23 protein-coding genes are annotated in these 26,208 nt (G+C 62.8%); 11 read left to right on the plus strand and 12 right to left on the minus strand.

Going from position 1 to position 26,208, the window contains the following annotated elements:
- The first annotated feature begins 32 nt into the window (after positions 1-32).
- The 8 genes from AC0L18_RS06415 to AC0L18_RS06450 all read left to right on the plus strand — a co-directional run bounded on the left by AC0L18_RS06415 (position 33) and on the right by AC0L18_RS06450 (position 8,912).
- Complete coding sequence (locus tag AC0L18_RS06415; RefSeq protein WP_091600411.1) at positions 33-1,286, plus strand: ABC transporter substrate-binding protein; 1,254 nt, start codon at positions 33-35, stop codon at positions 1,284-1,286.
- Between the two features lie 164 nt (positions 1,287-1,450).
- Positions 1,451-2,407, plus strand: a complete 957-nt coding sequence (locus AC0L18_RS06420; RefSeq protein WP_236392586.1) for a carbohydrate ABC transporter permease — start codon at positions 1,451-1,453, stop codon at positions 2,405-2,407.
- A complete protein-coding gene (locus AC0L18_RS06425) occupies positions 2,404-3,348 on the plus strand; it encodes a carbohydrate ABC transporter permease (protein ID WP_027153273.1) in 945 nt (314 codons plus the stop codon). The genes AC0L18_RS06420 and AC0L18_RS06425 overlap by 4 nt, the downstream gene beginning before the upstream one ends.
- Positions 3,349-3,352: 4 nt before the next feature.
- Positions 3,353-4,468: an ABC transporter ATP-binding protein gene (locus AC0L18_RS06430; protein ID WP_473491124.1), complete on the plus strand. Its 1,116-nt coding sequence runs from the start codon at positions 3,353-3,355 to the stop codon at positions 4,466-4,468.
- A 5-nt stretch (positions 4,469-4,473) separates the two neighbouring features.
- Entirely contained in the window at positions 4,474-5,976 is a 1,503-nt protein-coding gene (locus AC0L18_RS06435) for a GMC oxidoreductase (protein ID WP_473491126.1), read from the plus strand.
- A 208-nt stretch (positions 5,977-6,184) separates the two neighbouring features.
- Positions 6,185-6,946, plus strand: a complete 762-nt coding sequence (locus AC0L18_RS06440; protein ID WP_473491127.1) for a 3-ketoacyl-ACP reductase — start codon at positions 6,185-6,187, stop codon at positions 6,944-6,946.
- A 12-nt stretch (positions 6,947-6,958) separates the two neighbouring features.
- A complete protein-coding gene (locus AC0L18_RS06445) occupies positions 6,959-8,587 on the plus strand; it encodes a GMC family oxidoreductase (protein WP_473491128.1) in 1,629 nt (542 codons plus the stop codon).
- Between the two features lie 10 nt (positions 8,588-8,597).
- Positions 8,598-8,912: a Dabb family protein gene (locus tag AC0L18_RS06450; RefSeq protein ID WP_091600405.1), complete on the plus strand. Its 315-nt coding sequence runs from the start codon at positions 8,598-8,600 to the stop codon at positions 8,910-8,912.
- A 128-nt stretch (positions 8,913-9,040) separates the two neighbouring features.
- Here the strand turns inward: AC0L18_RS06450 and AC0L18_RS06455 are convergent, their stop codons facing one another.
- The 3 genes from AC0L18_RS06455 to AC0L18_RS06465 form a co-directional block, all read right to left on the minus strand.
- The gene (locus tag AC0L18_RS06455) at positions 9,041-9,886 is read right to left on the minus strand and encodes an EamA family transporter (protein ID WP_473491129.1); all 846 of its coding nucleotides are present in this window, start codon (positions 9,884-9,886) and stop codon (positions 9,041-9,043) included.
- 7 nt (positions 9,887-9,893) lie between these two features.
- Complete coding sequence (locus AC0L18_RS06460) at positions 9,894-10,805, minus strand: endonuclease/exonuclease/phosphatase family protein (protein WP_473491130.1); 912 nt, start codon at positions 10,803-10,805, stop codon at positions 9,894-9,896.
- Positions 10,806-10,899: 94 nt separating this feature from the next.
- Complete coding sequence (locus AC0L18_RS06465) at positions 10,900-12,450, minus strand: cation:proton antiporter (protein WP_473491132.1); 1,551 nt, start codon at positions 12,448-12,450, stop codon at positions 10,900-10,902.
- On the opposite strand from AC0L18_RS06465, the gene AC0L18_RS06470 reads away from it, so the two are divergent.
- Positions 12,449-12,616, plus strand: a complete 168-nt coding sequence (locus AC0L18_RS06470) for a hypothetical protein (protein WP_473491133.1) — start codon at positions 12,449-12,451, stop codon at positions 12,614-12,616. The two genes, AC0L18_RS06465 and AC0L18_RS06470, sit on opposite strands and share 2 nt — an antisense overlap.
- Here the strand turns inward: AC0L18_RS06470 and AC0L18_RS06475 are convergent.
- The 9 genes from AC0L18_RS06475 to AC0L18_RS06515 all read right to left on the minus strand — a co-directional run bounded on the left by AC0L18_RS06475 (position 12,613) and on the right by AC0L18_RS06515 (position 23,306).
- Positions 12,613-13,677, minus strand: a complete 1,065-nt coding sequence (locus AC0L18_RS06475; RefSeq protein WP_473491134.1) for an ABC transporter ATP-binding protein — start codon at positions 13,675-13,677, stop codon at positions 12,613-12,615. The two genes, AC0L18_RS06470 and AC0L18_RS06475, sit on opposite strands and share 4 nt — an antisense overlap.
- A 29-nt stretch (positions 13,678-13,706) precedes the next feature.
- Complete coding sequence (locus AC0L18_RS06480; RefSeq protein WP_473491135.1) at positions 13,707-14,501, minus strand: ABC transporter permease; 795 nt, start codon at positions 14,499-14,501, stop codon at positions 13,707-13,709.
- Positions 14,498-15,406, minus strand: a complete 909-nt coding sequence (locus AC0L18_RS06485) for an ABC transporter permease (RefSeq protein WP_473491137.1) — start codon at positions 15,404-15,406, stop codon at positions 14,498-14,500. The genes AC0L18_RS06480 and AC0L18_RS06485 overlap by 4 nt, the downstream gene beginning before the upstream one ends.
- A 57-nt stretch (positions 15,407-15,463) precedes the next feature.
- Entirely contained in the window at positions 15,464-16,570 is a 1,107-nt protein-coding gene (locus AC0L18_RS06490) for an ABC transporter substrate-binding protein (RefSeq protein WP_473491138.1), read from the minus strand.
- A gap of 245 nt (positions 16,571-16,815) precedes the next feature.
- Entirely contained in the window at positions 16,816-17,988 is a 1,173-nt protein-coding gene (locus tag AC0L18_RS06495; RefSeq protein ID WP_473491140.1) for an iron-containing alcohol dehydrogenase, read from the minus strand.
- 17 nt (positions 17,989-18,005) lie between these two features.
- The gene (locus AC0L18_RS06500; protein WP_473491142.1) at positions 18,006-19,394 is read right to left on the minus strand and encodes an aldehyde dehydrogenase family protein; all 1,389 of its coding nucleotides are present in this window, start codon (positions 19,392-19,394) and stop codon (positions 18,006-18,008) included.
- Positions 19,395-19,481: 87 nt separating this feature from the next.
- On the minus strand, positions 19,482-20,852 hold the full coding sequence (locus AC0L18_RS06505; protein WP_473491144.1) for a glutamine synthetase family protein: 1,371 nt from the start codon (positions 20,850-20,852) through the stop codon (positions 19,482-19,484).
- A gap of 96 nt (positions 20,853-20,948) precedes the next feature.
- Complete coding sequence (locus tag AC0L18_RS06510; RefSeq protein WP_128173805.1) at positions 20,949-22,463, minus strand: amino acid permease; 1,515 nt, start codon at positions 22,461-22,463, stop codon at positions 20,949-20,951.
- A gap of 21 nt (positions 22,464-22,484) precedes the next feature.
- The gene (locus AC0L18_RS06515; RefSeq protein ID WP_473491146.1) at positions 22,485-23,306 is read right to left on the minus strand and encodes an N-formylglutamate amidohydrolase; all 822 of its coding nucleotides are present in this window, start codon (positions 23,304-23,306) and stop codon (positions 22,485-22,487) included.
- 152 nt (positions 23,307-23,458) lie between these two features.
- Between AC0L18_RS06515 and AC0L18_RS06520 the strand changes: the two genes are divergently transcribed.
- A complete protein-coding gene (locus tag AC0L18_RS06520) occupies positions 23,459-24,286 on the plus strand; it encodes a MurR/RpiR family transcriptional regulator (RefSeq protein WP_023798113.1) in 828 nt (275 codons plus the stop codon).
- A gap of 178 nt (positions 24,287-24,464) precedes the next feature.
- Positions 24,465-26,018, plus strand: coding sequence for a Fic family protein (locus AC0L18_RS06525; RefSeq protein ID WP_473491148.1), 1,554 nt, complete (start codon positions 24,465-24,467; stop codon positions 26,016-26,018).
- Positions 26,019-26,208 lie beyond the last annotated feature (190 nt).

Consider the following 26,208-nt stretch of genomic DNA (forward strand, 5'->3'; position numbering starts at 1 on the left):
CGGTCGTGTAGCTGCAACAAGGGAGGAAGTACATGTTGCGCAAACTGCTTATCGGAACGGCTCTCGGCTCGGGTCTTGCGTTCGCAGCCCATGCCCAGGACGTCAAGGAAGTCGAGATGCTGCATTGGTGGACGTCTGGCGGCGAAGCGGCTGCCTTGAACGTGCTCAAGGAGGATCTGGCCAAGCAAGGCTTTGCCTGGAAGGACGTGCCTGTGGCCGGCGGCGGCGGCGACGCCGCCATGACCGCGCTGAAGGCGATGGTCGCGGCGGGCAACTACCCGACTGCCTCGCAGATGCTCGGCTATACCGTGCTCGATTACGCGGCTGCCGGCGTGATGGGCGACCTGACCGAGACGGCGGTAAAGGAAGGCTGGGACAAATCCGTGCCGGCCGCCCTGCAGAAATTCTCGGTCTATGACGGCAAGTGGGTCGCGGCTCCGGTCAACGTCCACTCCGTCAACTGGCTGTGGATCAACAAGGCGGTGATGGACAAGATCGGCGGCACCGAGCCCAAGACCTTCGACGAATTCATCGCGCTGCTCGACAAGGCCAAGGCGGCGGGCGTCATCCCGCTCGCGCTTGGCGGCCAGAACTGGCAGGAAGCCACCATGTTCGATTCGGTCGTGCTGTCGACCGGCGGACCTGAGTTCTACAAAAAGGCCTTCAACGACCTCGACGAAGAGCAGCTGAAGTCCGACACGATGAAGAAGTCGTTCGACAACCTTGCCAAGCTCGTCACCTATGTCGACCCGAACTTCTCCGGCCGCGACTGGAACCTCGCCACCGCCATGGTCATCAAGGGCGATGCTCTGGTGCAGGTGATGGGCGACTGGGCCAAGGGCGAATTCAACGCCGCCAAGAAGACCCCGGGCACCGACTTCCTGTGCTATCGCTTCCCGGGCACCGACGGCAGCGTGGTCTACAACTCCGACATGTTCGGCATGTTCGACGTTCCGGAGGACCGCAAGGCCGCCCAGGCCGCCTTGGCCACCGCAACTTTGTCGAAGAGCTTCCAGTCGGCCTTCAACGTCGTCAAGGGCTCGGTCCCGGCCCGCACCGACGTGCCCGACACCGATTTCGACGCTTGCGGCAAGAAGGGCATGGCCGACCTGAAGGCCGCCAACGAAGGCGGCACGCTGTTCGGTTCGCTGGCGCAGGGCTATGGCGCGCCGCCGGCCGTCGCCAATGCCTACAAGGACGTCGTCTCGAAATTCGTCCACGGCCAGATCAAGACGTCGGACGAGGCCGTGACCCAGTTGGTCAACGCAATCGAAGACGCCAAATAAGAACCGACATGAAAGGACCTTCCCCGCTCCGGTGGGGAAGGTTCCACCAAGCCAGGATGGTCGGCTTCTGGTCGGAATGGCGCCGGCGATCAACCAACACGCCCCGTCTCGACGGGGCTATCCTTCCCCGCCTGGCGGTGAAGGGACCCGCGAGGGAGGAGCCCATGACAACGGTCGCGACCCAGATCAAGCTGACGCCGGAGCATAATGCGCGCCCGGGCGCGTCGGTGCGTTCGCGCCTGCAGGACGCGCTGCCGAAGATCGTGCTGGCGCCAAGCTTTGCGATCACCATCGTCTTCGTATACGGCTTCATCCTGTGGACGGTCTATCTGTCCTTCACCAACTCCAAGACCTTCCCGTCCTATGCGCTGACTGGGCCGCGTGCCTATCAGAGGCTATGGCGCTGGACGTTCGAGAGCGACCCGCCGTCGAGCTGGTATACGTCGATCACCAATATGGGCATTTTCGGCTTTCTCTACATCTTCATCTGCCTGGCGCTCGGCCTCTTCCTGGCCATCCTGCTCGACCAGAAGATCCGCGGCGAAGGCATGTTGCGGCCGATCTATCTTTATCCGATGGCGCTGTCCTTCATCGTCACCGGCGTCGCCTGGAAATGGTTCCTCGATCCCGGCCTCGGCCTTGAGCAGACGCTGCACCAGTGGGGCTGGACGAGCTTCCATTTCGACTGGATCAAGAACAAGGATTTCGTCATCTACACCGTGGTGATCGCCGGCGTCTGGCAGGCCTCGGGCTTCATCATGGCGATGTTCCTCGCCGGCCTGCGCGGCATTGACGGCGAGATCATGAAGGCGGCGCAGATCGACGGCGCCACCACGTTCCAGCTCTATCGCCGCATCGTCATCCCGCTGCTGCGGCCGGTGTTCCTCTCGGCCTTCATCGTGCTCGCTCACCTCGCTATCAAGTCCTACGACCTGGTCGTAGCACTGACCAGCGGCGGGCCGGGCGGCTCGGCCTGGCTGCCGTCGAACTTCATGTACGAGTACACTTTCAAGCGCAACGAAATGGCCGTCGGCTCGGCCAGCGCCGTGATCATGCTGATGACCATCACCGCGATCATCGTGCCCTATCTTTATTCCGAGCTCAGGGAGCGACCGCGATGAGCGTCATTGCCACGCCCGCTCGCCAGAGCACTGGCGGCATCAGCGCCAGGACCGTCAACCGCATCGTCATCTACGGCCTGCTGGCGCTGTTCGCGCTGTTCTACCTGATGCCGCTGTTCGTCATGCTGGTGACCTCGTTCAAGACCATGGACGAGATCCAGAACGGCAACATGCTGGCGCTGCCGCAGGCGCCGACCTTCGAGCCGTGGCTGAAGGCGTGGGGCGAGACCTGCGTCGGCCTGACCTGCGCCGGCATCAAGGGCTATTTCTGGAATTCCATCAAGATGGTGGTTCCGGCGGTGCTGATCTCGACGCTGCTCGGCGCGCTCAACGGCTATGTGCTGACCAAATGGCGCTTCCGCGGCCACACGCTGGTTTTCGGGCTGATGCTGTTTGCCTGCTTCATCCCTTTCCAGTCGGTGCTATTGCCGATGGCGACGATCCTCGGCAGCCTCGGCCGCTTCGGCGTGACGCTGCGAAACGCAACGGGATTTTCATTCGGCCTGGGCAATCCGACGGTCAACCTGGTCTTTGTCCACGTCGTCTACGGGCTCGGCTTCACCACCTTGTTTTTCCGCAATTATTACGAGGCGTTCCCGACCGAACTGGTCAAGGCGGCACAGGTCGACGGAGCCAGCTTCTTCCAGATTTTCCGGCGCATCATGCTGCCGAATTCGATGCCGATCTTCGTCGTCACCGTCATCTACCAGTTCACCAACATCTGGAACGACTTCCTGTTCGCCTCGGCCTATGCGGGCACCGGCGACGCGATGCCGATGACCGTGGCGCTGAACAACGTCGTCAACACCTCGACCGGTGTCGTCGAATACAACGTCAACATGGCGGCGGCGATGATCGCCGCACTGCCGACCCTTCTCGTCTATGTGGTCGCCGGCCGCTATTTCGTGCGCGGCCTGATGGCCGGCGCCGTCAAAGGATAATCGAATGGCTTTTCTCGAAATCAATGGGCTGAGGAAGCGGTTCGGATCGGTCGAGATCCTGAAGGGAATCGACCTCGATCTCGAAAAGGGCGGCTTCCTCGTGCTGGTCGGCCCGTCCGGTTGCGGCAAGTCGACCTTGCTCAACACCATCGCCGGCCTGGAAACCATCACCGAAGGCGAAATCCGTGTCGACGGACGGACGATCAACGATCTCCACCCTTCGAAGCGCGACATCGCCATGGTGTTCCAGAGCTACGCGCTCTATCCGAACATGACCGTCGCGGGGAACATTGCCTTCGGCATGGAGATGCGCGGCGTGCCGGCCCAGGAGCGCCAGAAGGCGATCGACAAGGTGGCGAAGGTGCTGCAGATCGGCCACCTTCTGCAGCGCAAGCCGAGCCAGCTTTCCGGCGGCCAGCGCCAGCGCGTCGCCATGGGCCGGGCGCTGGTGCGCGACCCCAAGCTCTTTCTCTTCGACGAGCCGCTCTCCAATCTCGACGCCAAGCTGCGCGTCGACATGCGCATCGAGATCAAGCGGCTGCACGCAACCACCGGCACCACGATCGTCTACGTCACCCACGACCAGATCGAGGCGATGACCCTGGCCACCAAGATTGCGGTGATGCGCGACGGCGAGGTGCAGCAGTTCGGCACGCCTGCCGAAATCTACAACAACCCGACCAACCTGTTCGTCGCCGACTTCATGGGCTCGCCGGCGATGAACCTGATCCCGGCGACGATCGGCGGCAATGGCAATGCGCTTTCCGTGGTGCTGCAGCGCGAGGCGCGCGAGCCGATCTCGCTGCCGCTGGCCGATGCGCCGACCGGTCTGTCGGCATTCCACGACAAGCCAATCATTTTTGGCGTCCGTCCCGAGGCCCTGACCGATCCTGAAGGAGCCGAACGCAACGCATCGAACATCGCCACCGCCGACTGTCACATCGAAGTCGTGGAACCGGCCGGCTCCGACACCTTCGCCGTCACCAATCTCGGCGGCAAGCCGGTGGTGGCGCGTCTGCGCGCCGACGCCAACATCCAGCAGGGCACCAGCACGCCGCTCGCCTTCAACCTGACCAAGGCGGTGTTCTTCGATCCGGCGACCGAGAACCGCATCCTCTGACAGCCATGACAAACCCGGACATCGTCATTATCGGCTCCGGCATCGGCGGCGCCACGATCGCTTCCGGCCTTGCCGGCAGTGGCGCCTCGATCCTGATGCTGGAGCGCGGCGAACCGCTGCCGGCGACGCCGCATACGCGCGACACGCGCGCCATCTTCGTCGACGGCCACTACCGGCCGAAGGAGATGTGGCGCGAGGCCGGGGGTGCTGCGTTCAATCCCGGCAACTATTACTATGTCGGCGGCAATTCGAAATTCTATGGCGCGGTGCTGATCCGCTACCGCAGGCAAGACTTTTCTGTCATGGAGCACTATGGCGGCGTCTCGCCGGCCTGGCCGTTCTCCTATGAGGAATTCGAGCCCTGGTATTCCAGGGCCGAGCAGCTTTTTCGCGTGCGCGGCGCACTCGGCGAAGACCCGACCGAACCGTTCCACTCGATCCCCTACCCCTTCGGGCCGGTGCCGGACGAGCCGCCGATCGCCCGCGCCCGCGCCGAACTCATGGGCCTCGGCTTGCATCCGGCATCGCTGCCGCTCGGCGTCGACATCGATGCCTGGCTAAAGGACGGCAAGACAGGCTGGGACGCGTTTCCCAACACCGGGACCGGTAAGGTCGACGCCCAATCGGGGCCGCTGACAGCGGCACTTGCCGACCGGAACATCAGGCTCGAGACCGGTGCCCATGTCGAATATCTCGAAGCGTCATCGGATGCCAGGACGATCGCCGCCGTTCACTATAGCCAGAATGGCACGCTGAAGAAGGTGACGCCGAAGCTGGTCATCCTCTCGGCCGGCGCGGTCAATTCCGCCGCCATCCTGCTGCGTTCGCCGTCCACGAACGGAAACGGGCTTGCCAACCGCTCCGACCAGGTCGGCCGCAACTTCATGAACCACAATTCGAGCGCCATGCTGGCGATCGATCCGCGCCGCAGGAACACCTCCGTCTACCAGAAGACGCTGATGCTCAACGACTACTATCTATCCGACGGCAAGGGCGGCAAGCCGCTCGGCAACGTCCAGCTTCTCGGCAAGATCGACGGTCATATGCTGAGGGCCAACGTCAAGCTTGCGCCCAAATTCGCGCTGGACTTCATGGCCGGCCACGCCGTCGACTGGTATCTGATGTGCGAGGACCTGCCGGACCCCGAAAGCCGCATCATGGTCCACGGCAAGGACATCGTCATGCAGTGGCGGCGCTCCAACATGCAGTCGCTCGACGGGCTGACCAAGGTGATGCGCGAGAACTTCCGCGCCTGCGGCTATCCGATCGTCCTGTCGCGGCCTTTCGACAAGCGCACGCCGTCGCACCAGTGCGGCACGGTCAAGATGGGCGACGATCCGGCGACCTCGCCGCTCGACCCGTTCTGCCGCTCGTTCGACCACAAGAACCTGTTTGTCGTCGACGCTGGCTTCCTGCCGAACTCGGCCGCAGTCAATCCGGCGCTGTCGATCGCCGCACAAGCGTTGCGCGTCGCCGACCACATCCGCAAGAGCGAGCTTGTCCTATGATCGGTCTGCGCCGCCCCTCATCCGCCTGCCGGCACCTTCTCCCCGTTCACGGGGAGAAGCCCGCTGGCCGCAACCTCGGCGCTTTTTTTGCAACGCTGGCGATTGGCGAAGCAGGCGATGAAGGCGTCCTTCTCCCCGTCCCTATACGGGGAGAAGTGCCCGGCAGGGCGATGAGGGGCGGCGCCAGCCTGCGGGAGCTTGTTCTCACATGAGCCGTCCGGCAGCCATCATCACCGGCGGCGCGCGCGGCATCGGCCTTGCCTGCGCCGAGGCGCTGGCCGATGCCGGCTTCGATATCCTCGTCATGGACCTTTCCGAGAAAGCCGGCGACGGGCTTGTCGCTAACATCACCGCCCGCGGCGCGAAGTTCGCCTACCATTGCGGCGACATTGCCGATCTCGACAGCCATGCAGCACTGGTCGATGCCGCGACAAGCGCCTTCGGCCGCATCGACTGCTTGATCAACAATGCCGGTATCGGCGCCGTGGTACGTGGCGACCTGCTGGAATTGAAACCGGAAAACTTCGACCGGATCCTCGCCATCAACCTGCGCGGCACCGTCTTCCTCAGCCAGGCCGTTGCCAGGGCGATGCTTGCGGCGCCGGGTGACCACCCGAAATCGATCATCACCATCACCTCGGTCAGCGCCGAAATGGCCTCGCCGGAACGTGCCGACTACTGCATCTCCAAGGCCGGACTTTCGATGTGGGTGAAAACCTTGGCGCTACGCCTCGCCGCCGAAAACATTGGTGTGTTCGAGCTGCGGCCGGGCATCATCCACACCGACATGACCGCGGGGGTAACCGCCAAATACGATGCGCTGATCGACGGCGGGCTGGTGCCGGCAAAGCGCTGGGGCGAAGCCGCCGATGTCGGCGCCGCCGTAGTGGCACTCGCCGGCGGCAAACTCGGCTTTTCGACCGGCTCGATCATCAATGTCGACGGCGCGCTGTCGGTGCCGAGGCTGTGAAAAGGTGACGCCATGACCGACTACATCATCGTCGGCGCCGGCCCGGCCGGCTGCGTGCTGGCCAACCGGCTGAGCGAAGAGCCATCGAATTCAGTGCTGCTGCTCGAAGCGGGCGGCAAGGACTGGCACCCGCTGATCCACATGCCGGCCGGCTTCGCCAAAATGACCAAGGGAATCGCCGCCTGGGGCTGGTCGACCGTGCCGCAAAAGCACATGAAGGACCGCGTCTTCCGGTACACGCAGGCCAAGGTGATCGGCGGCGGCTCCTCCATCAACGCCCAGATCTACACACGCGGCAACGCCCGCGATTACGACGCCTGGGAGAAGGAAGAGGCCCTTGCCGGCTGGGGCTATCGCGACGTGCTGCCCTATTTCAAGCGGGCCGAGAACAACCAGCGCTACGCCAATGATTTTCACGGCGACCAGGGTCCGCTCGGCGTGTCGAACCCGATTGCGCCGCTGCCGATCTGCGAGGCTTATTTCCGCGCCGGACAGGAGATGGGCATTCCGTTCAATCCGGACTTCAACGGGATAGCCCAAGAAGGCGTCGGCTATTACCAATTGACGCAGAAGGACGCGAGACGCTCCTCCGCCTCGGTCGCCTATCTCAAGCCGATCCGCGCGCGAAAAAACCTGACCGTCAGGACTGATGTGCTGGTGACGCGCATCGTCATCGACAAGGGCCGCGCCACTGGCGTCGAGATCGTCGACAGGCCGGGCGGCGAGAAGAAAATCCTGCGCGCCGAGCTCGAAGTAATCGTCTCGTCGGGCGCCATCGGCTCGCCGAAGCTGCTGATGCAATCGGGCATCGGCCCGGCCGACCATCTGAAGTCGGTGGGCGTGACGCCGGTGCACGATCTGCCCGGCGTCGGTTCCAACCTGCAGGATCATCTCGACCTGTTCGTCATTGCCGAATGCACCGGCGACCACACCTACGACAACTACGCCAAGCTGCACCGGACGGTGTGGGCCGGCCTGCAATACCTGCTGTTGAAAAAAGGCCCGGTTGCCTCCAGCCTGTTCGAGACCGGCGGCTTCTGGTACGCCGACCCGACCGCCGCCTCGCCCGATATCCAGCTGCATCTCGGCCTCGGCTCCGGCATCGAGGCCGGCGTCGAAAAACTGAAAAATCCGGGCGTGACGCTGAACTCGGCCTTCCTGCGCCCGCGTTCGCGCGGCACGGTGCGGCTGAACAGCGCTGACCCGGCCGACCGCCCGCTGATCGACCCGAATTACTGGTCCGACCCCTACGATCGCGACATGTCGATCAAGGGCCTCAGGCTGGCACGCGAGATCATGCGGCAGAAAGCGCTGGCCCCCTACGTGCTGCGCGAGGTGCTGCCGGGGCCGACACTCACCAGCGACGACGAGCTGTTCGACTATGCCTGCCGCAGTTCCAAGACCGACCACCACCCTGTCGGCACCTGCCGCATGGGCCATGATGCGATGAGCGTGGTGACGCCCGATCTCAGGCTGCGTGGCATCGAGGGCCTGCGCGTCTGCGACGCCTCGGTGATGCCGCGCATCCCCTCCTCCAACACCAATGCGCCGACGATCATGGTCGGCGAAAAGGGCGCCGATCTGATCCTTGGCCGCGAACCACTGCCGCCGGCCGTGTTTTCCACCAACCAAGCGGCATGAGATTCCAAGAATGATCAGGCACTGTGTTTTCGTTCGATTCCGCAATGACGTCACCGACGACGAGCGCGCGGCAATCCATGCCGATCTTGAGGCGCTGCGGTCGGTGATCGACGGCATGGCCAAGGTCGAATTCAGCGCCAATGTCAGCCCAGAACCGTTCGCGCGCGGCTTCACGCACGGCTTCACCATCGACTTCAGCGATGCCGCCGCACGCGACGCCTACCTGGTGCATGAGGCTCACAGCCGAGCCGGCGCTCGGCTGGTCGCGGCGCTTGAAGGCGGAACCGACGGGCTGATGGTGTTCGACCTCGAGATAGGCGCTTAATGCATGTCGCGCAAAAGCATGCCCTCGGGCACTGACCCGAGGGTGTGCAGCGGTTTTGCGTTAACGACATGCATAAAACAACAATCCAAAGCGCGTCGTGAGGTCGGTCGAACGCGACGCGCTTTAGCCTATCCAAGCCTCAGCGCGACGACGCCGGCAACAATGCTGAGCACGGCGGCACCGCGCCAGGCGGTCATCTTCTCGCCGAGCGCAAACACCGAGATCATCATGGCGAACAGGATCGAGGTTTCGCGCAGCGCCGCGACCGAGGCGATCGGCGCCTTGGTCATCGCCCACATCACGATCCAGTAGGCGGCGCCGCTGAGCACGCCGGTGTACACGCCCGCCTTCCAGTCGCGCGCCAGCACCGGCAGCGCTTTTGGTCCGCGGAAGATCAGGCACAGCACCAGCGCCCACAGCGCATCGCAGACGAACAGCCATGCGGCATAGCTGGACGCCGTCGCGGCCAGCCGCGCGCCGCTGCCGTCGGACAGCGTATAGCTGGCGATGAAGATCGAGGTGCCCAGCGCAAAGCCGACGGCGCGCAGGTTAAGCCTTTCCAGATGCGCGCCGCCGCGAAACGACAAAACCAGCGTCCCGGCCGATAAGAGAACAATGCCGAGGATGGCGAGCGGCGCCGGGACTTCGGCGACGACCACGATGCCGCCAAGTGCTGCCAGCAGCGGCGCGGTGCCGCGCGCCAGTGGATAGGTCTGGGCGAAATCGCCGGCCTTGTAAGCGCCGATCAGGAACGTCCTGTAGCCCATGTGGAAGATTACCGAGGCGATGATATAAGGCCACGCTTCCGCTTTCGGCACCTCGACGAAAGGCAGCGCCAGAAGCGCCACGGCGCCCATGCCGAGCGTCATCAGCGTGATCGACAAAAAACGGTCGAGATGGACCTTGACCAGCGCGTTCCAGATCGCGTGCATGGCGGCGGCGGCAAGCACCGCCAAGAAGACGAACAAGGTCATCGGCGGCTCATGCGCCTTCCCCCGTCGCGAACGGCGTTTCCAGGTCGATGTCGACCCGCAGCGGAAAATGATCCGAGGCGATTTCGTCGATATCGGCACTGACCGAGCGCACCCGTCCCGCCAACATTCCGCCGACGAGGCAATGGTCAAGCCGGCGCTTTGCCAGCCTGCCGTCGATGGTCTTCACATGGGTGTGGAAATCCGACATTGGTTCGCTGGCGACGGCGGCGGCATCGACAAAACCGTCGAGATAGGCAGCCCCGCGATGGTACGGCGTGCTGCCGACGATGCGCCGGTATTCGGCGTTGCCCGGCTCCATGTTGAAATCACCCATCCAGATTGCCGCCAGCGGGTTTTCCGGCTCCGGCTCGCCATTGCTCCAGTTGCGCACGGGCTCGTCGTCGGCGCCGCTCCACGGGCCGCCGTCGGACGGCGCCCGGCGATGCTCGGCGAGCAGATAGTCGATCTGCTCCAGCCGCTCTTCGGCGGCGATATGCGCGAGATGCAGCGACAGCACCCGCACCGGACCGGCAGGGGTGTGGATCATGCATTCCAGCGCGGCGTTGCGGGTGTTGAGCGGACGCACGGTGCGGCGCAGCGGCAGCGTGTGCAGCCGCGACCAGACGATCGGCAGCTTGGACAGGATCATGGTGCCGAATTGCCGCCGCCGGTTGACGATGCGGCCGTCACGCCGCTCGCTGGCGTCCATGTCGAAGGCCGGCCCATAAACCCAATAGTATTCGGGCAGCAGTCGCGAAAGAAGTTCCGGCTGGTCGTCCTCGTTGCTGCGCTGCCAGTGCCGCTCCACTTCCTGCAAGGCGATGATGTCGGCGCCCGCCACGACACGCGCCGCCCGCGCGAGATCATAGCGGTCGTCGCCGCCGAACCCGTACTGGATGTTGTAGCTGACCAGCTTCATTGCTTACCCGGCTCAATTTCCTGAAAGCAGTAGCCGTTGGGCTGATCGGCTGCAATGTGCAGCTGGATGGACAGAGCTTGGGCCACGCAGCGCTCTAAGTCGTCAGCGGCTGGAATCGTCCGGGCGGAGAGGCGGCCAATTCCGACCAGTCGATTTCCTCCTCCAGGCGATGATACGCCTCGTCGCCGATCGTCCCGTCGATACGCAGTTGTTCCAGCGCGTCACGCTGGCTCTTGATGGCATAGAGCCGCAACCTGTCGTACTCGGTCGCAGCCTGGGCGTCGTCAGGATTTTCGGCGATCACGCGCTGCGCCGTAAATTGCTCGCGGACCACAGCCGCGGCATTCGATGTCTTGCCGCTCAACACGTCCAGCGCTGCCTGCATGATGGCGACGCGCGCCTGCGCGACTTCGCGGTCGACAATTTCATCCGGATCGAGACGAAGCAAGCGCAGCAGCGGCTTCAGGCTGATGCCTTGCAGCACCAATGTGCCGAGGACGACCGAGAAAGCGGCGAGCACGATCGGGTCGCGGCCCGGAAAGTCGGCCGGCAAGGCAAAAGCTGCCGCAAGGGTGACCAGACCGCGCATGCCGCACCAGCCGATCAGCACGCCGCCGCGAAACGACGGGGCTTCGGCCTGCCGATCCGCGTCACCGAAGCTGGCAAGCCACCTCATGATCGCGCCGCATCCCAGCACCCAGACGAGACGCGAGACGATGACGACAGCCAGCACGGCTGCGGCGAAGACGAACGCTTCGACCTGCCCCTGCTCGGCAAGCCGGCCGACGATCAACCGTGCCTGAAGTCCCATCAGGACGAATGCCAGCACGTTGAGCACGAAGACCGCTGTCTCCCAGACCGAGTAGGAACTGACGCGATTTCTGGCCGGCATGCGGCGCGGCGCGGTGCGCGCGATGGTCATGGCATAGACCACGATTGTTATAATGGCGGAGAGCCCGATCCTGTCGGCCAGGATCCAGACGCCGAATGTTCCGGCAAATTGCACCACCGTGCCGCTTGCCGGATCTCTGATCCGACTGAGGGTGACGAGAGACAACTGGCCGAGCACATAACCAGCGGCAAGGCTGCCGACCGTCGACAGCAAGATCATTGGAACAGCGCTGCTCAGCAGGATGGAGCCGGCAGCGGCCGAAACCGCCATGCGGTAGATCAGGAGTGCCGTGGCGTCGTTGAGCAGGCTTTCGCCTTGCAGGATCGCGGTGACGCGGTGCGGCACCTTGAACTGTCCAAGCACGGCAGACGCCGCGACGGCATCGGGCGGCGCCACGATCGCGCCAAGGGCGATGGCCGCAGCGATCGGCAGGCCTGCCATTGTCCATCCAACGAGCGCCACGGCAGCGGTGGTGAAAACGACGGCGCCAAGCGCCAGCAAGACAAGCGGCAGTCTGTAACGATTGAGATCGCGCAGCGACGTGTCGTAGGCCGCGTCAAGAAGCACCGGCGCGATGAACAAGGCGAGCGCCAGTTCGGGATCGATCTCGATGGTCGGCGCAAACGGCAGAAAGGCGATGCCTGCGCCGGCCAACGCCAGCAAGGAGGGATAAGGAATCTGGAGACGCCGCGACAACGCGGTCAGCGCGACGGCGATCAGCAGAAGAATAAGGGTCAGCTCGAAAAGCGCCATGCCCTACCGTACCGGTGAAGCCGGGCGATTGGCACTGCAAAAAAACGGCGACCGGCTTTGGCTGGTGAATGGTGAATGGTCGGTTGCAAAGAAATTTCGCCGCGTAAAGCGCCTTCTTGCTATTCACTATTCACCATTCACCATTCACTACTCACTCCGCCCCTAATGCAGCACAAGCATGTCGCCCGACGAAAACGAAATCTCGGCCTTCTCGCCGACAGCGGGCGGCGGCGAGGCCGGGCTGTTGAAGGTGTCGAGCGACACCGTGCTGCCGCCGATGCCGACGCGAACCCGGATGACCGAGCCGAGGAAATGCACATCGGTGATCTCGCCCGAAAGGCTGGAGTCTCGGCCAGGATGGCGGCCGAGCGAAATCGCCTCGGGCCGCAGTGCCAGCGACAGCGTGTCGCCGGACTTGGAGCCGTTGAGCTTTCCCCGCAGCGAGATCTCTTGCGCGTTGACGCGTACCTTGCCCGACGCCGCGTCGGTGACGGTACCTTCGAGCACGTTCAGTGTGCCGACGAAATTGGCGACGAACTTGGTTGCCGGCCGGTTGTAGATCTCGAACGGCGTGCCGACCTGCTCGGCCTTACCGCCATACATGACGGCGATGCGGTCGGAGATCGACAGCGCCTCTTCCTGGTCGTGGGTGACGAAGACAGTGGTGATGCCGAGCTTCTTCTGGATCGCGCGGATTTCCTCGCGCAGCGACACGCGCACCTTGGCGTCGAGCGCCGACAGCGGCTCGTCGAGCAGCAGGAGCTTCGGCTTCGGCGCAATCGCCCGCGCCAGCGCGATACGCTGCTGCTGGCCGCCGGAGAGCTGATAGGGATAGCGGTCGCCCATCTGCGGCAGCTTGATGAGGTCGAGCATCTCGGCAACGCGCCTGTCGGCATCGGCCTTGGGCATGCCCGCGACCTTCAGCCCGAAGCCGATGTTCTGCGCTACGGTCAGGTTCGGAAACAGCGCGTAGGCCTGGAACACCATGCCGACATTGCGCTGGTTGGGTTTGAGCCGGGTGATGTCCTTGCCGGCCACCACGATCTTGCCGGCGCTCGGCTCCTCGAAGCCGGCGACCATGCGCAGCACCGTCGTCTTGCCGCAGCCCGACGGCCCGAGGAACGAGACGAATTCGCCCGGCTCGACGTCGAGATTGAAGTCCTGGACGACGGTGGTGGCGCCGAAGGCTTTTCGAACCTGCTGGATGGAGAGGAATGGCTCGGCCATGGCTTTTCTTTCGGTCAGTACTTTTTCGATCAGTTTGGCCGGTTCGCCGATCGCGGCGCAAAACGCGACAGGATCTGGATCAGCGACATGCAGCCCCAGGTGATGGCGAACGAAATAAGCGCCAGTGCCGACGGCTCATAGGCACTGTTGGCGCCGATGTTCTGCAGATAGGGGCCGAAGGCCGGGCGATTCAGAAGCGAGGCCATGGTGAACTCGCCGATGACGATGGCAAAACTCAGGAAAGCGCCAGATAAGACAGCGATCAGTACGTTCGGCAGGATGATGCGGGCGATGATGGTGGTCCAGCCGGCGCCGAGGATTTGTGCGGCTTCGGTGAGCGTTCTGACGTCGATGGTCCTGAGACCGGTATCGACCGCCCGGTACATATAGGGCAGCGCCAGCACTGCATAGCCGATGACCAGCAGAGCATCGGTGCCGCGCGCTGTCGCCAGAAAAGGCAGCGTTGAATTCGAACCGAACATTCTGATGTAGCCGAAGACGATGACGATAGCGGGGATAACCAGCGGCAGCAGCGTGATGAACTCTACGACCGGCCGCAGATGCGGTAGCCGCAGCCGTATCCAGTAAGCCGTCGGGACAACGAGGAGCACGCCCAAAAGGATGGTGAATACCGCCACAACGACGGAATAGGTAAATGTCGTCTGGAAATTCGGATCTCCGAAGACCGAGCGGTAGGCGTCAAAGGAGTATTCCCCTCGCCGCTTACGCAACGAGAATTCAAAGGTCGCCACAAGCGGCAGGACGAAATAAGTGGTTCCCACGCCAAAAACGAGCCAAGCCCAAAAACGGCTGCCTTGCTTCATTTCAGCCACCGTTCGGCTCGCCGTTGGAACAAAATATAGAAGAGATTGGCCAAGCCGGTGATCACGATCATGCCGAATGCAAGCGCATAACCTAGATTCGGGTTGTAAAGCACGTCGCCGCGAATCTGCGCGAACAGCTGGATTGGCACGATGTTGAGTGACGGTCCCGTCAGTGCATAGGCCGTTGCGACCGCCCCGAACGCGTTGGCAAAGAGGAGGACCGTCGTACCGAGAAAGCTCGGCCATAACACCGGGATGACCACCATGCGCCAATATTGCCAATTGGTTGCCCCGAGCGTCGCGGCAGCTTCGCCCCATTCCTTCTTCAACCCATCGACCGCCGGCGTGATGATGACGATCATCAACGGAATCTGGAAATAGAGGTAAGTGAGAATCAGACCCCAGAACGAAAAGATACTGAAGCCGAGCGAATAGATGTTAATGCCGAAAATGTCTCGCAACAGGATCGTCGCCACTCCGAGCCGACCTAGCGTCGCGATGAACGAGAATGCCAGCGGTACGCCGGCGAAATTCGAGGCGACGCCCGAGAAGGTCAATGTTGCCGAGCGTAACCACGGCGGCAAGCCTCCGCGAACCACTGCCACCGCCATTGCCAGGCCAATCAAGGCGCCAAGGACCGCAGAGACAAAGCTGATCTGAATGGAAACCCAATAGGCCGCGGCGAGCTTGGGTTGCGACAATGCTATGATGTTGTCGAACGTATAGTCGCCGGCTGCATTTTTGAACGCGCCCGCGATCAGCCCTACCGTGGGCAAGATCAGAAAGACCAGCGCGAAAACGAAGAACGGAGTTATGCCTAACCAATGCAGTGGCAGCCGTGGGCGGCTGATCTCCGGCGCGCCAGGACTGACGCGGGCTGTCTGGGAAATTGTGGAGTCTGCCATGGAATTCCCGAACTTGGCATAGGGCGCCGGGCTGCGAACCGCCCGGCGCCCTATGAATTACTTCACGACGGCGCCAACGATGGCATCCCAGTTCGTGCTGATTTCTTTCTTGGCAGCGTTCTGTTCCTCCAGGGTTGGGAAGATCGCTTTTTCGTAGTTCTCGGCGGCCGGCAGCTTGTCCAGCATCTCCTTCGGGATCACGCCCTTCTTGGCGAGATCATTGAAGCGGATCGGGTGGCAGTAGCCCTTCAGCCAGCCGAGCTGGCCTTCGTCCGAGTAGAGATACTCCATCCACAGCTTGGCGGCGTTCGGATGCGGCGCATAGGCGCTGATCGCCTGTACGTAGACGCCCGCGACCACCGCTCCCTTTGGCACGACGATTTCGATTTCCGGATTGCCGGCCATCTTGTCGCGCATGGCAAGCAGGTTGTAGTCCCAGTTCATCACGATCGGCGTCGTGCCCTGGGCGACAGCTGCCGCTTCAGCGTCGACCGGCACGAAGTTACCGCCATCGTTGAGCTGCTTGAAGAACTGCAGACCCTTGGCGGCGGCGTCCTGGCCGCCGGTACCGCCAGCCGCGAGGCCCGAAGCGTAGACCGACATGACGGCGTTGTTCGACGTGCGCGGGTCACCGGCGAGCGCCACCGAGTTGGCGTATTCCGGCTTCTGCAGGTCAGCCCAGTCCTGTGGTGCGTTCTGCACGACGGCCTTGTTCACGCCGAAGGCGAGCACGCCGTAGTAGTCGCCGTACCAGTAGCCATCGGCATCCTTGGCGCTGTCAGGGATCGTATCCCAGGTCGACACCTTGTAGGGTTGGATCAGGCCGTCTGCTTTGGCCGACGGGCCAAAAGACAGGCCGACGTCGATGACATCAGGCGCCTGCGGGCCTTTATTGTCCTTGTTGGCCTTGATCGCCTCGATCTCTTCGCCGGAGCCGGCATCGGGATTGAGCTCGTTGATGGTGATCTCCGGATACTTCGCCTTGAAGCCGGCGATGACGTCGCCATAGCCGCACCAGCTGTGCGGCAGCGCGATGGTGGTGAGCTGGCCTTCCGCCTTGGCGGCGGCGACCAGTTCATCCATGGACTGCGCCGACGAGATGGCAGAGGTCGCCATCAGGGCGACGGCCGTAAGGGAAAGCACTTTTCCCGTGAATTTGAACATGTGTTCTCTCTCCGTTGAACTGACGCCGCTGGACGCCTGCGATGCGGTATCGTTTTCGTGTGACAGGCCGATGAAAGCTTTGTGAAAGCGATGCCCTGCAGTACGAAAAAGTAAACTCTTTTTAACCGGCTGTAGCAATCGCTCCGCGATTATTTTTCCGGCTAACGAATTTCGGTCTTACCTTTCATCCCTTCCCCTTTCTTTGCCCTCATTTTCCAGATCAATTTTCGGCGCGAAAAACCGTCTCAGACGGTGCCGGCAATGGCGTTGTCGAGCAGCATCAGCGCCGCCTTCCTGGTCAGCTTGACCGGGTTGCCGCCGGCGGTCGGATCGACCACCGCCATGTCGGCGATCAGGCCCTTGCGCTTCTTGTCCATGTCGAGCCCCTTGATCAGGCCCGGCAGCGCGTGCGGCACCTTCAATTCCTTGCGCAGCTTGATGACGGCCTTGGCGAAGCCTTCGAAGCCGCCCTTGATGCCGCAATAAGCCGCGAGCCGGGCGATGCGCACCTCGATGGCGTCGCGGTTGAAGGCCAGCACATAGGGCATGAACATAGCGTTGGTCATGCCGTGATGGGTATCGTAGAGCGCGCCGATCGGATGCGACAGCGAGTGGATGGCGCCCAGCCCTTTCTGGAAGGCGGCGGCGCCCATGGCGGCCGCACTCATCATATGGGCGCGGGCGACGAGGTCCTTGCCGTTGGCAAAGGCCTTCGGCAGGTTCTCGAAGACAAGCCGCACGCCTTCGACCGCGATGCCGTCGGCCATCGGATGATAGCCCGGCGCGCAATAGGCCTCGAGGCAGTGAGCAAGCGCGTCCATGCCGGTGCCGGCGGTGATGAATCCGGGCATGCCGACCGACAGTTCCGGATCGGCGATGACGATGGCCGGCAAAAGTTTCGGATGGAAGATGACCTTCTTGGTATGGGTCGCTTCATTGGTGATGACGCCGGCGCGGCCAACTTCCGATCCGGTGCCGGCGGTGGTCGGCACAGCGATGATCGGCGCGATCGCATCGGAGTTGGCGCGCGTCCACCAGTCACCGACATCTTCGAAATCCCAGACCGGCCGCGCCTGGCCGGCCTGGAAGGCGATCAGCTTGCCGAGGTCGAGCGCCGAGCCGCCGCCGAAGGCGATGACGCCGTCATGCTTGCCCTTCTTGAACACCGCAATGCCGGCGGTCAGGTTGGAGTCGACCGGGTTCGGCTTGACCTCGGAAAACACGCCATAGGGCACCTTGGCGTCGTCGAGGATCTTCAAGGTAGAAGCGACGACCGGAAGTTTGGCCAGCCCTGGATCGGTAACGAAGAGCGGCCGTTTGATGCCGGTCGCATCAAGCACATCAGGCAATTCCTTGATGCGCCCCGCGCCGAAGCGCACGGTTGTCGGGTAGTTCCATTTGGAAATCAATTTTGTCATTTTTATCTTTCAGAAAATCAGATGGCTTCACGCAGATGATATGATTTCGGCCTCGTCAGATTGTCGTAGCCGATGGCCGACAGGGCAGCGCCCTTGCCGGTGTCCTTGACGCCGGTCCAGACCAGCGCCGGATCGAGATAGTCGCAGCGGTTCATGAACACGGTGCCGGTCTCGATGCGATCGCCGATCGCCGCCGCATGCTCGGTGTCGCGCGTCCAGAGCGAGGCCGTCAGCCCGTAGGGGCTGTCGTTCATCAGCGCGATCGCCTCTTCGTCGTTGCGCACCTTCATGATGCCGACGATCGGCCCAAAACTTTCCTCGCGCATAACGCTCATCTGGTGGTCGACCTCGGTCAGCACTTCCGGCGCCAGGTAAGGCGAGCCTTGCTCGTCGTTGGCCAGCTTCATGTTGATGTGTGCCCTGGCGCCCTTGCGCAGCGCCTCGGCCTTCTGCTCACGGATCAGGTCGGCGAAGCGCGCCTGGGCCATCGGCCCCATCGTCGTCGCCTGGTCGAGCGGGTTGCCGACGACGTAGTTCTTGGTTTCGGCGATGAAACCTTCGACGAACTCGTCATAGACCTTCTCGTGGACATAGACGCGCTCGATGCCGCAGCAGCACTGGCCGGAATTGTAGAAGGCGCCGTCGACCAGGTTGGCGACGGCATGGTCCATCTTGGCGTCGGCCAGGACATAGGCCGGATCCTTGCCGCCGAGTTCGAGGCCGAGCGTCATGAAGGTGCCCGCCGCGGCCTTTTCGATGGCGCGGCCGCCGGCAACCGACCCAGTGAAATTGACATGGTCGATCTTGCCTGAGCCGAGCAGTTTTTCGGTCTGCGCATGGTTCATGACGAGGTTCTGGAACAGGCCCTTTGGCAGGCCTGCTCTGTCGAACGCCTGTTGAAAACGTTCTCCGACCAGCAGCGTCTGCGCCGCATGCTTGAGGATGACGGCGCTGCCGGCCATCAGCGCCGGCACGATCGTGTTGACGGCGGTGAGATAGGGATAGTTCCACGGCGCAATCACCATGACCACGCCGAGCGGCACTTTCTTCACATAGCGGCGAAACCCGTCCTTCGGATTGGAGGCCATCACCGGCTTGAGTGCCGCTTCGGCGATCTCGACCATGTAGCTGGTACGTTCCTTGACGCCGCCGAACTCGCCGCCATAGCGCACCGGACGACCCATCTGCCAGGCGATCTCCGGCACGATCTCGTCGGTCATGGCGACCAGCGCTTCCAGCATGGCCAGCATGTATTTGCCGCGCTCGACGATCGGCGTCTCAGCCCATTTCTCCTGCGCCGCCTTGGCACGCTCGACCGCCGCATTGATCGCCTGGTCCGTGGCGATGGGCCGTTCGGCATAGATCGAACCGTCGACGGGAGATTTTATCTTGACCGTTTCGGTCATTCCTTGGGTCCTCGCAATTTACGACAATCTCGGTTTTGAGCCGCCCGCCCGTCCGGCAGCAAAGCTGAACGGCGACGCTGGCGTAGTTTAGTACCGCTCAAACCCCCTGTGCAGCTCCCAGTCGGTAATGCGGCGGTCGTATTCGAACTGCTCCCAGTGCGCCGTATGGACATAATGCTCGAGCACGCCGTCGCCGAGCGCCTGCTTCAACATCTCCGATTTTGCCAGCGTCTCGGTGGCATCACGCAGGGTCTTCGGAATTTCCGGCAGCTGCGAGGCTTGATAGGCATCGCCGACGAAGGGTTTTTGCAGTTCAAGCTTTTCGTCGATGCCGGCAAGGCCGGCCGCGATCAGCGCGGCGAAGGCGAGATAGGGGTTGAGGTCGGCGCCGCCGATGCGGCATTCCATGCGGATGCCCTTGGTGCCCTCGCCGCACAGGCGGAAACCGGCGGTGCGGTTGTCCTCGCTCCACATGATCTTGGTCGGCGCGAAGGTGCCGGCCTGGAAGCGCTTGTAGGAGTTGACGTAGGGCGCCAGGAACCAGGTGAATTCCCTGGCATATTTGAGCTGGCCCGCCGCCCATTGCTGGCCGAGCGTCGACAGCGTCCATTCTGCCTTTCTGTCGTAAAAAAGCGGCGTCTCGCCGTCGGCGCTCCACAGCGAATTGTGGATATGGCTGGAATTGCCGGCCAGCCCGTAATTGTACTTGGCCATGAACGAAACCGCCTTGCCTTCGGACTCAGCGATTTCCTTGGCGCCGTTCTTCAGGATGACGTGGCGGTCGGCCATCTCGAGCGCCTCGGCATAGCGGACATTGATTTCTTCCTGGCCCGGACCCCACTCGCCCTTGGAGTTCTCAATCGGAATGCCGGCTGCCTGCATCTCGTTGCGCAGCCGGCGCATGACGCCTTCTTCCTTGGTGGTGATGCCGATCTGGTAGTCGCCGATATAGGGCGAGGCTGTGTCGAGGCCCTGCCAGTGCTTCTTGCGGGCGGAATCGTAGGTTTCGCTGAACAGATAGAATTCGAGCTCGGAGGCGAAATAGCCGAGATAGCCGCGTTCGCTCAGCCGCTTGACCTGCTTCTTCAGGATGGCGCGCGGCGAATGCGGCAAGTCGTCATGGGTGTGATGGTCGAGCACGTCGCAGATCACCAGCGCCGTCTTTTCCAGCCATGGAATGCGCCGCAGCGTCGACAGATCCGGCTTCATGACGAAGTCGCCATAGCCTTTCGACCAGCTCGCCGCCTTGTAGCCGGGCACCGGTTCCATATCGATGTCGGCGGCCAGGAGATAGTTGCAGCCATGCGTCTCGTCATGGGCGGAATCGACGAAATACTGTGCCAGGAACCGCTTTCCCGCCAGCCGCCCCTGCATGTCGACAATGCACGCCAGCACCGTATCGACCTCACCGCTGGAGACCGCCTTTTTCAACTGATCGAACGAGAAATTTCCGGCCATTCTTGCAAGCTCCGCCGCCTTTGTGGCGCTTCGAGAGTTCAACTCTGGACCCGGCCGCAGGAAGCGGCCGGGTGTTTCTTGAGGTCCGAGGCAGGGTTAGGCTTTCTGCGCGTGCTCCAGCGCGAACTCTTCTTCCGGCGACAGGATCAGCTTGTGACGGCCGACCAGCCCGAAATAGACGATCGCGATGGCGAACCACAGCGCCACCCAGACCACGCCCTTGGTGAAGTTCGCGTCCTGAATCTGGTAGAGCAGGGTGACCACGCCGATGATGATCGTCAGCACGGCGCCCGGGACGCCGAGCGGGCTGCGATAGGGACGTTCCATGTTCGGCTGGTTCTGGCGCAGCAGGATGAAGGACACCGCCTGCAGGATGTAGGAGAACATCGCGCCGAACACCGCCATATTCAGCAACACCGAGCCGATGAGCGAACCGGCCGTAGCGCCGCCAAGCGCGAACCACATGATCAGCATGATGCCGAAGCCGACGATGGCGCCCGCAAACATCGCCACATACGGCGTCTTATACGATTTGTGGGTGACCGACAGCGCCGACGGGAAATAGCCGGCGCGGCTCAGCGAATAGACCTGGCGGCCCATGGCGAAGATGATGGTGTGGAAGCTTGCGATCAATCCAATCAGCGCGATGACGCCAAGCAGCACTGCGCCCGAGTCGCCATAAATCGCCCGGAACCCGTCAAGCAGAGGCTCGCCGGAAGTCGCGAGCTTGAACGAACCAACGCCGACGACCGACGGGTTGAGCAGCACGATCATGAAGGCCGAGACCATCAGCGTCAGCATGCCGGCGATAATACCGCGCGGCATGTCGCGCTTGGGATCGACCGATTCTTCCGCCGCCAGCGGAAGCTGCTCGATCGCCAGGAACAGCCAAACCGCAAAGGGCAACGTTGCCAGCACGCCCGAGAAACCGAACGGGAACATCGAGCCATTTCCTTCGGGAAGCTCCATCGCCGCTCCGTCCGGACCGACGCCGATGTTCAACGCCCAGCGCGAAAAGTCCATGCTCGGGATAGCGCTGATCCAGAAGACAATCAGCACGGCCAGCGACAGCAGCGTGACGATCAGCGTGACGCGGAAGGACAGCGCGACGCCGAAAATATTCAACGCCAGGAACAGCCCATAGGTCACCAGCCACCAGAGTGGTGGCCAGACGCTGGAGTCGGGAAAGGCGACCGACCAGATGCCTCCCATATAGGAGCCGATGAAGAAGGCGATGACGGCGGGCGTCACCACATACTCGACGTTTTCGCAAAGCCCGGTGATGAAGCCGCCCCACGGCCCCATCGCCGTCCGGGCGAAGGAGTAGGCAGCGCCGGTGTGCGGCAAAGCCGGGCTCATCTCGGCGATCGAGAAGACGAGGCCGACATACATGATGGCGATGATGATGCCGGCCACCAGCATGCCGCCCCAGCCGCCTGTCCCGAATCCGAAATTCCAGCCCGAAAAATGCCCGGATATGACGGCGCCGACGCCGAGCGCCCACAGATGCCAGACATTGGCGTGACGCACCAGTTGCCGGTCCTCGAAATAAGATTTGTCGCGCTTCGCGTATGCGACGCTGCCAACTTGCTTCGTATTACCGCCTGCCATTTGAAAGTCCCCTTCTTCTTGTCAGTTGACCGGTTCCACCGGATGGCCGAGCCCGCGCCAACCAGATCCCTGGGATCCGGATGACGGCTCGAGATCGGAAAAAATCCCCGTGAGCAGATCCGCCCATTTTCGCTGCCCGGCTTCGTCGGATATTTCGTCGTTGCGGATTTCGATCATCGCGCAGGGTAGCTCCCGCGGGCGCGCGTGCCGTTCCAGCGTGAAATAGACACGGTCGGCCGGCGAATAGGGTTCGTTGATGCCGACCGTGACGCCGGCGAGCCGCTGCAGCGCGGCGACGAGCGGCGCTGCCAGCCGACGATCCTCGTCATGGATGACGCCGATGTGCCAGGGCCGGCTCTTGCCGTTGTAGACCGGGTTGAAGGAATGGATTGAAACCAGCCGCGTCTCGAGCCCGCGCGCCAGCCTTGTGTCGATGATGTCAGCGACCGCATCGTGAAAAGGTTGCCAGGACAGGGCGATGCGCGCGGCGCGCTGCTTTTGCGACAGGCCGGCATTGCCCGGAATGGTTGTGGTCTCGCTGACCGGCGGCACCAGATCGGGTGCGTCGAGCGGACGGTTGCAGTCGATGACAAGCCGCGAAATGCGGGTCTCGACCAGCGTCGCGTCAAGCGCCGCGGCCATGCGGCGGGCCACCGGCAGCGCGCCGGGATCCCAGGCGATGTGGCGGGAAAGCTCTTCGGCAGCAAGGCCGAGCGTTCCGAATTCCGGCGGCAGGAAATTGGAGGCGTGGTCGCAGGTCAGCACGAAAGGGCTCGATCCGCCGGGGTTCGTCACCCCTACGGTTTCAGGCGATGCAAGGCTGGCGGGCCGTGCTGTCTCCATTATCCTGTCGTCCCCGGGGAGCGCTGTATCGTATGTTACGTATTTTGCCTCATTGCGTCCCTGTGGATGATTTCATACAGTTTGTCCGGCTTTGTCAAATGCGATTTCGGGTCAAATGCGATTTCGGCAAAACGGCCGGGCATGGGGAAAAGATGATTTCGAGCATTGCCGAACTGATCTCGGACCGCATCGGCACGATGCCGGCGGGCGAGCGCCGCGCAGCGCAGACGCTGATCGCCAGCTATCCGCTGATCGGCCTGAAGACGGTCGCCGAATTCTCAGCTGCCGCTGGCGTCTCCTCGCCGACGATCCTGCGTTTCGTCGCCCGCCTCGGCTTCCAGAACTACCCGGAATTCCAGTCGGCGCTGCAGGACGAACTGGCGGCGCAACTGCAGTCGCCGGCATCGCGCACTCTCAACCCGCCATCGCCGAACGGCGGCGCGGTGTCGCCGATGCTGGAGGCGACGCTCGACAACATGCGCGAAACGTTCAGGCACCTGTCCGACAAGCAGCTTGCCGACATCGTCGCAAAGCTTGCCGACCGACGCGGCAAAACCTTCCTGATCGGCGGCCGCTTCACCGATCCGCTGGCGCGCTACATGGCCGCCCACCTCGCCATCATCCAGCCCAACGTCTTTCACCTCGCCGGACAGGAAAGCGTCTGGCGCGATCGGCTGATCGACATGGGCAAGCGCGACGTGCTGGTGATTTTCGACATCAGGCGCTACCAGGACAGCCTGGTCCGCTTCGCCGAGACGGCACACCAGCGCGGCGTGCAGATCGTGCTGTTCACCGACCAGTGGCTGTCGCCAATCGCCCGCTTTGCCCGCCATGTCATCGCCGGGCGCACCGCCGTGCCCTCGGCCTGGGATTCTTCGGCGGCCCTTTTCGTCGTGGCCGAAACGCTGATCGGCGCCGTCACCCGGCAGCTCGAGGCCGACGGCGCCAAACGCATCCGCGAGTTGGAAAGCCTGCGGTAGAGGCGCGGGCTGAACAGACGAACCCGACCAGCAGCAAAAAGTCTTTTCAAGCAGTTTTTCAGCTCCCCTCAGAATCACTTTTCGCGAGATACGCATTTGACGCATCATTTTTCATAAGTTAGAATCATTTTTCAGGGATTTTGGCGGATCGAAAATTCGAACCCGAGGTACGGTTTTCATGGCTGCTCCGCAGGAGCATCAATTTTCAGGGCCGGTGAACGTTTTTCAGGAACTGCGCCTTCCTGAAACCGCGACTCTTGCCGGCTACAGCGCGCTGATCGGGGCCTATGGGCTTGCCGTGCCTCTGCCGCGGACTCTCTCCGCCACCGGCGAGCATCACCGCATCACCGAGCGGGACGGCTGGCGCATCATGACGCCCCGGCATGCGCCGCATTCAACCCTTGAAGGCCACCTGACCTTCGCTCTCAAATACGAAGGACTGGACCTGGCAATCCTCAAGCGGCTGTTTCTGGCGACCGGAACCGCACCGATTGAAGCGCTTGTTCGCAAAAGCCCGACCGGCAGCTACGCCCGCCGGATCTGGTTTCTCTATGAGTGGCTGACGGACACGCGCCTCGATCTCCCCGACGCGACCGCCGGACGCTATGTTCCTGTTGTCGACCCCGAACTGCAATGGGCGGCGCAGGGCAAGACCGCTCCGCGCTACCGCGTGAAGGACAACCTGCCCGGCACGCCGTATTTCTGCCCGCTCGTGTTCCGCACCAAAGCCCTTGAAGAATTCATCGGCCTCGACCTGCCTCGGCGTGCGCAGGCAATCATCGCGAACGTGCCGCGCGACCTGCTTGCTCGGACGGCCGCTTTCCTTCTGCTCAAGGACTCGCGATCAAGCTATGCGATAGAGGGCGAGCGTCCGCCGCAGGACCGCATCCAGCGCTGGGGCCGCGCCATCGGCGAGGCCGGTCGTCAGCCGATTGACCGCGATGAACTGCTGCGCCTGCAAAGGATCGTGCTCGGCGATGCCCGCTTCGTGAAGCTCGGCTTCCGGCAGGAGGGCGGCTTCGTCGGCGGGCATGACCGCGACAACCGCATGCCGCTGCCCGATCACATCAGCGCCCGGCCCGAGGACCTGGAATCGTTGATCGACGGCATGGTCGCGTTCGACCGCGGCCCCGCCCAAAGCCTCGATGCGGTCATCGTCGCGGCGATCCTCGCATTCGGATTCGTCTACATCCACCCGTTCGAAGATGGAAACGGCCGCATTCACCGCTACCTGATCCATCATGTCCTTGCCGCGCGCGGCTTCAACCCGCGAGGAGTAGTGTCCCCTGTTTCGGCCGCGATACTGGAGAAAATCGACGAGTACCGGGGCGTGCTTGAGAGTTATTCGCAGCGCCTGCTGCCGCTGATCGAATGGCAGCCGACGCCGCAATTCAATGTCCGCGTCCTGAACGACACTGGGGATTTCTACCGCTTCTTCGACGCGACGCCCCACGCCGAATTTCTCTACGCCTGCGTCCGGCGGACGATAGAAAAGGATATTCCCGACGAGACCGCCTTCCTGCGCCGCTACGATCAGTTCCGGCAGCAGGTCGATGCCTTCATCGACATGCCGGAGCGTCTAACCGATCTGCTCCTTCGCTTCCTTCATCAGGACGGCGGCCGCCTTTCGAACCGCGCCAGTGAAAGGGAATTCGCCGCTCTAACGGATGACGAGGCGGAGCGGATCGAGGCGATCTACCACCAAACCTTCGGACCCGGCCTGCAGGCATGATTGTTCCATGGGTAACATCTATCGCGGCGCTTTCGTCACTTCCGGCAATCGAACCGCTCCGTTGGCGACCTGAACTCGACCGCCTGATCGCTTCCGCGCCGGAGAAGGCGTGCGCGCCAGGCTGCAAACGCAAAACGGCCCGCGTGATGCGGGCCGTTTTGTGGATTTGGTTGCGGGGACAGGATTTGAA

Source organism: Mesorhizobium sp. WSM4819 (genome assembly GCF_055811215.1).

Excerpts from the sequence above, each read along its gene's own strand:
- AC0L18_RS06505 (WP_473491144.1), bottom strand. The coding sequence starts at position 20,852 with ATGGCCGGAAATTTCTCGTTCGATCAGTTGAAAAAGGCGGTCTCCAGC.
- AC0L18_RS06465 (WP_473491132.1), bottom strand. The coding sequence starts at position 12,450 with ATGGCGCTTTTCGAGCTGACCCTTATTCTTCTGCTGATCGCCGTCGCG.
- AC0L18_RS06510 (WP_128173805.1), bottom strand. The coding sequence starts at position 22,463 with ATGGCAGGCGGTAATACGAAGCAAGTTGGCAGCGTCGCATACGCGAAG.
- AC0L18_RS06485 (WP_473491137.1), bottom strand. The coding sequence starts at position 15,406 with ATGGCAGACTCCACAATTTCCCAGACAGCCCGCGTCAGTCCTGGCGCG.
- AC0L18_RS06430 (WP_473491124.1), top strand. The coding sequence starts at position 3,353 with ATGGCTTTTCTCGAAATCAATGGGCTGAGGAAGCGGTTCGGATCGGTC.
- AC0L18_RS06525 (WP_473491148.1), top strand. The coding sequence starts at position 24,465 with ATGGCTGCTCCGCAGGAGCATCAATTTTCAGGGCCGGTGAACGTTTTT.
- AC0L18_RS06450 (WP_091600405.1), top strand. The coding sequence starts at position 8,598 with ATGATCAGGCACTGTGTTTTCGTTCGATTCCGCAATGACGTCACCGAC.
- AC0L18_RS06460 (WP_473491130.1), bottom strand. The coding sequence starts at position 10,805 with ATGAAGCTGGTCAGCTACAACATCCAGTACGGGTTCGGCGGCGACGAC.
- AC0L18_RS06480 (WP_473491135.1), bottom strand. The coding sequence starts at position 14,501 with ATGAAGCAAGGCAGCCGTTTTTGGGCTTGGCTCGTTTTTGGCGTGGGA.
- AC0L18_RS06470 (WP_473491133.1), top strand. The coding sequence starts at position 12,449 with ATGCCCTACCGTACCGGTGAAGCCGGGCGATTGGCACTGCAAAAAAAC.
- AC0L18_RS06420 (WP_236392586.1), top strand. The coding sequence starts at position 1,451 with ATGACAACGGTCGCGACCCAGATCAAGCTGACGCCGGAGCATAATGCG.
- AC0L18_RS06495 (WP_473491140.1), bottom strand. The coding sequence starts at position 17,988 with ATGACAAAATTGATTTCCAAATGGAACTACCCGACAACCGTGCGCTTC.
- AC0L18_RS06425 (WP_027153273.1), top strand. The coding sequence starts at position 2,404 with ATGAGCGTCATTGCCACGCCCGCTCGCCAGAGCACTGGCGGCATCAGC.
- AC0L18_RS06440 (WP_473491127.1), top strand. The coding sequence starts at position 6,185 with ATGAGCCGTCCGGCAGCCATCATCACCGGCGGCGCGCGCGGCATCGGC.
- AC0L18_RS06515 (WP_473491146.1), bottom strand. The coding sequence starts at position 23,306 with ATGGAGACAGCACGGCCCGCCAGCCTTGCATCGCCTGAAACCGTAGGG.
- AC0L18_RS06445 (WP_473491128.1), top strand. The coding sequence starts at position 6,959 with ATGACCGACTACATCATCGTCGGCGCCGGCCCGGCCGGCTGCGTGCTG.
- AC0L18_RS06415 (WP_091600411.1), top strand. The coding sequence starts at position 33 with ATGTTGCGCAAACTGCTTATCGGAACGGCTCTCGGCTCGGGTCTTGCG.
- AC0L18_RS06520 (WP_023798113.1), top strand. The coding sequence starts at position 23,459 with ATGATTTCGAGCATTGCCGAACTGATCTCGGACCGCATCGGCACGATG.
- AC0L18_RS06435 (WP_473491126.1), top strand. The coding sequence starts at position 4,474 with ATGACAAACCCGGACATCGTCATTATCGGCTCCGGCATCGGCGGCGCC.
- AC0L18_RS06475 (WP_473491134.1), bottom strand. The coding sequence starts at position 13,677 with ATGGCCGAGCCATTCCTCTCCATCCAGCAGGTTCGAAAAGCCTTCGGC.
- AC0L18_RS06455 (WP_473491129.1), bottom strand. The coding sequence starts at position 9,886 with ATGACCTTGTTCGTCTTCTTGGCGGTGCTTGCCGCCGCCGCCATGCAC.
- AC0L18_RS06500 (WP_473491142.1), bottom strand. The coding sequence starts at position 19,394 with ATGACCGAAACGGTCAAGATAAAATCTCCCGTCGACGGTTCGATCTAT.
- AC0L18_RS06490 (WP_473491138.1), bottom strand. The coding sequence starts at position 16,570 with ATGTTCAAATTCACGGGAAAAGTGCTTTCCCTTACGGCCGTCGCCCTG.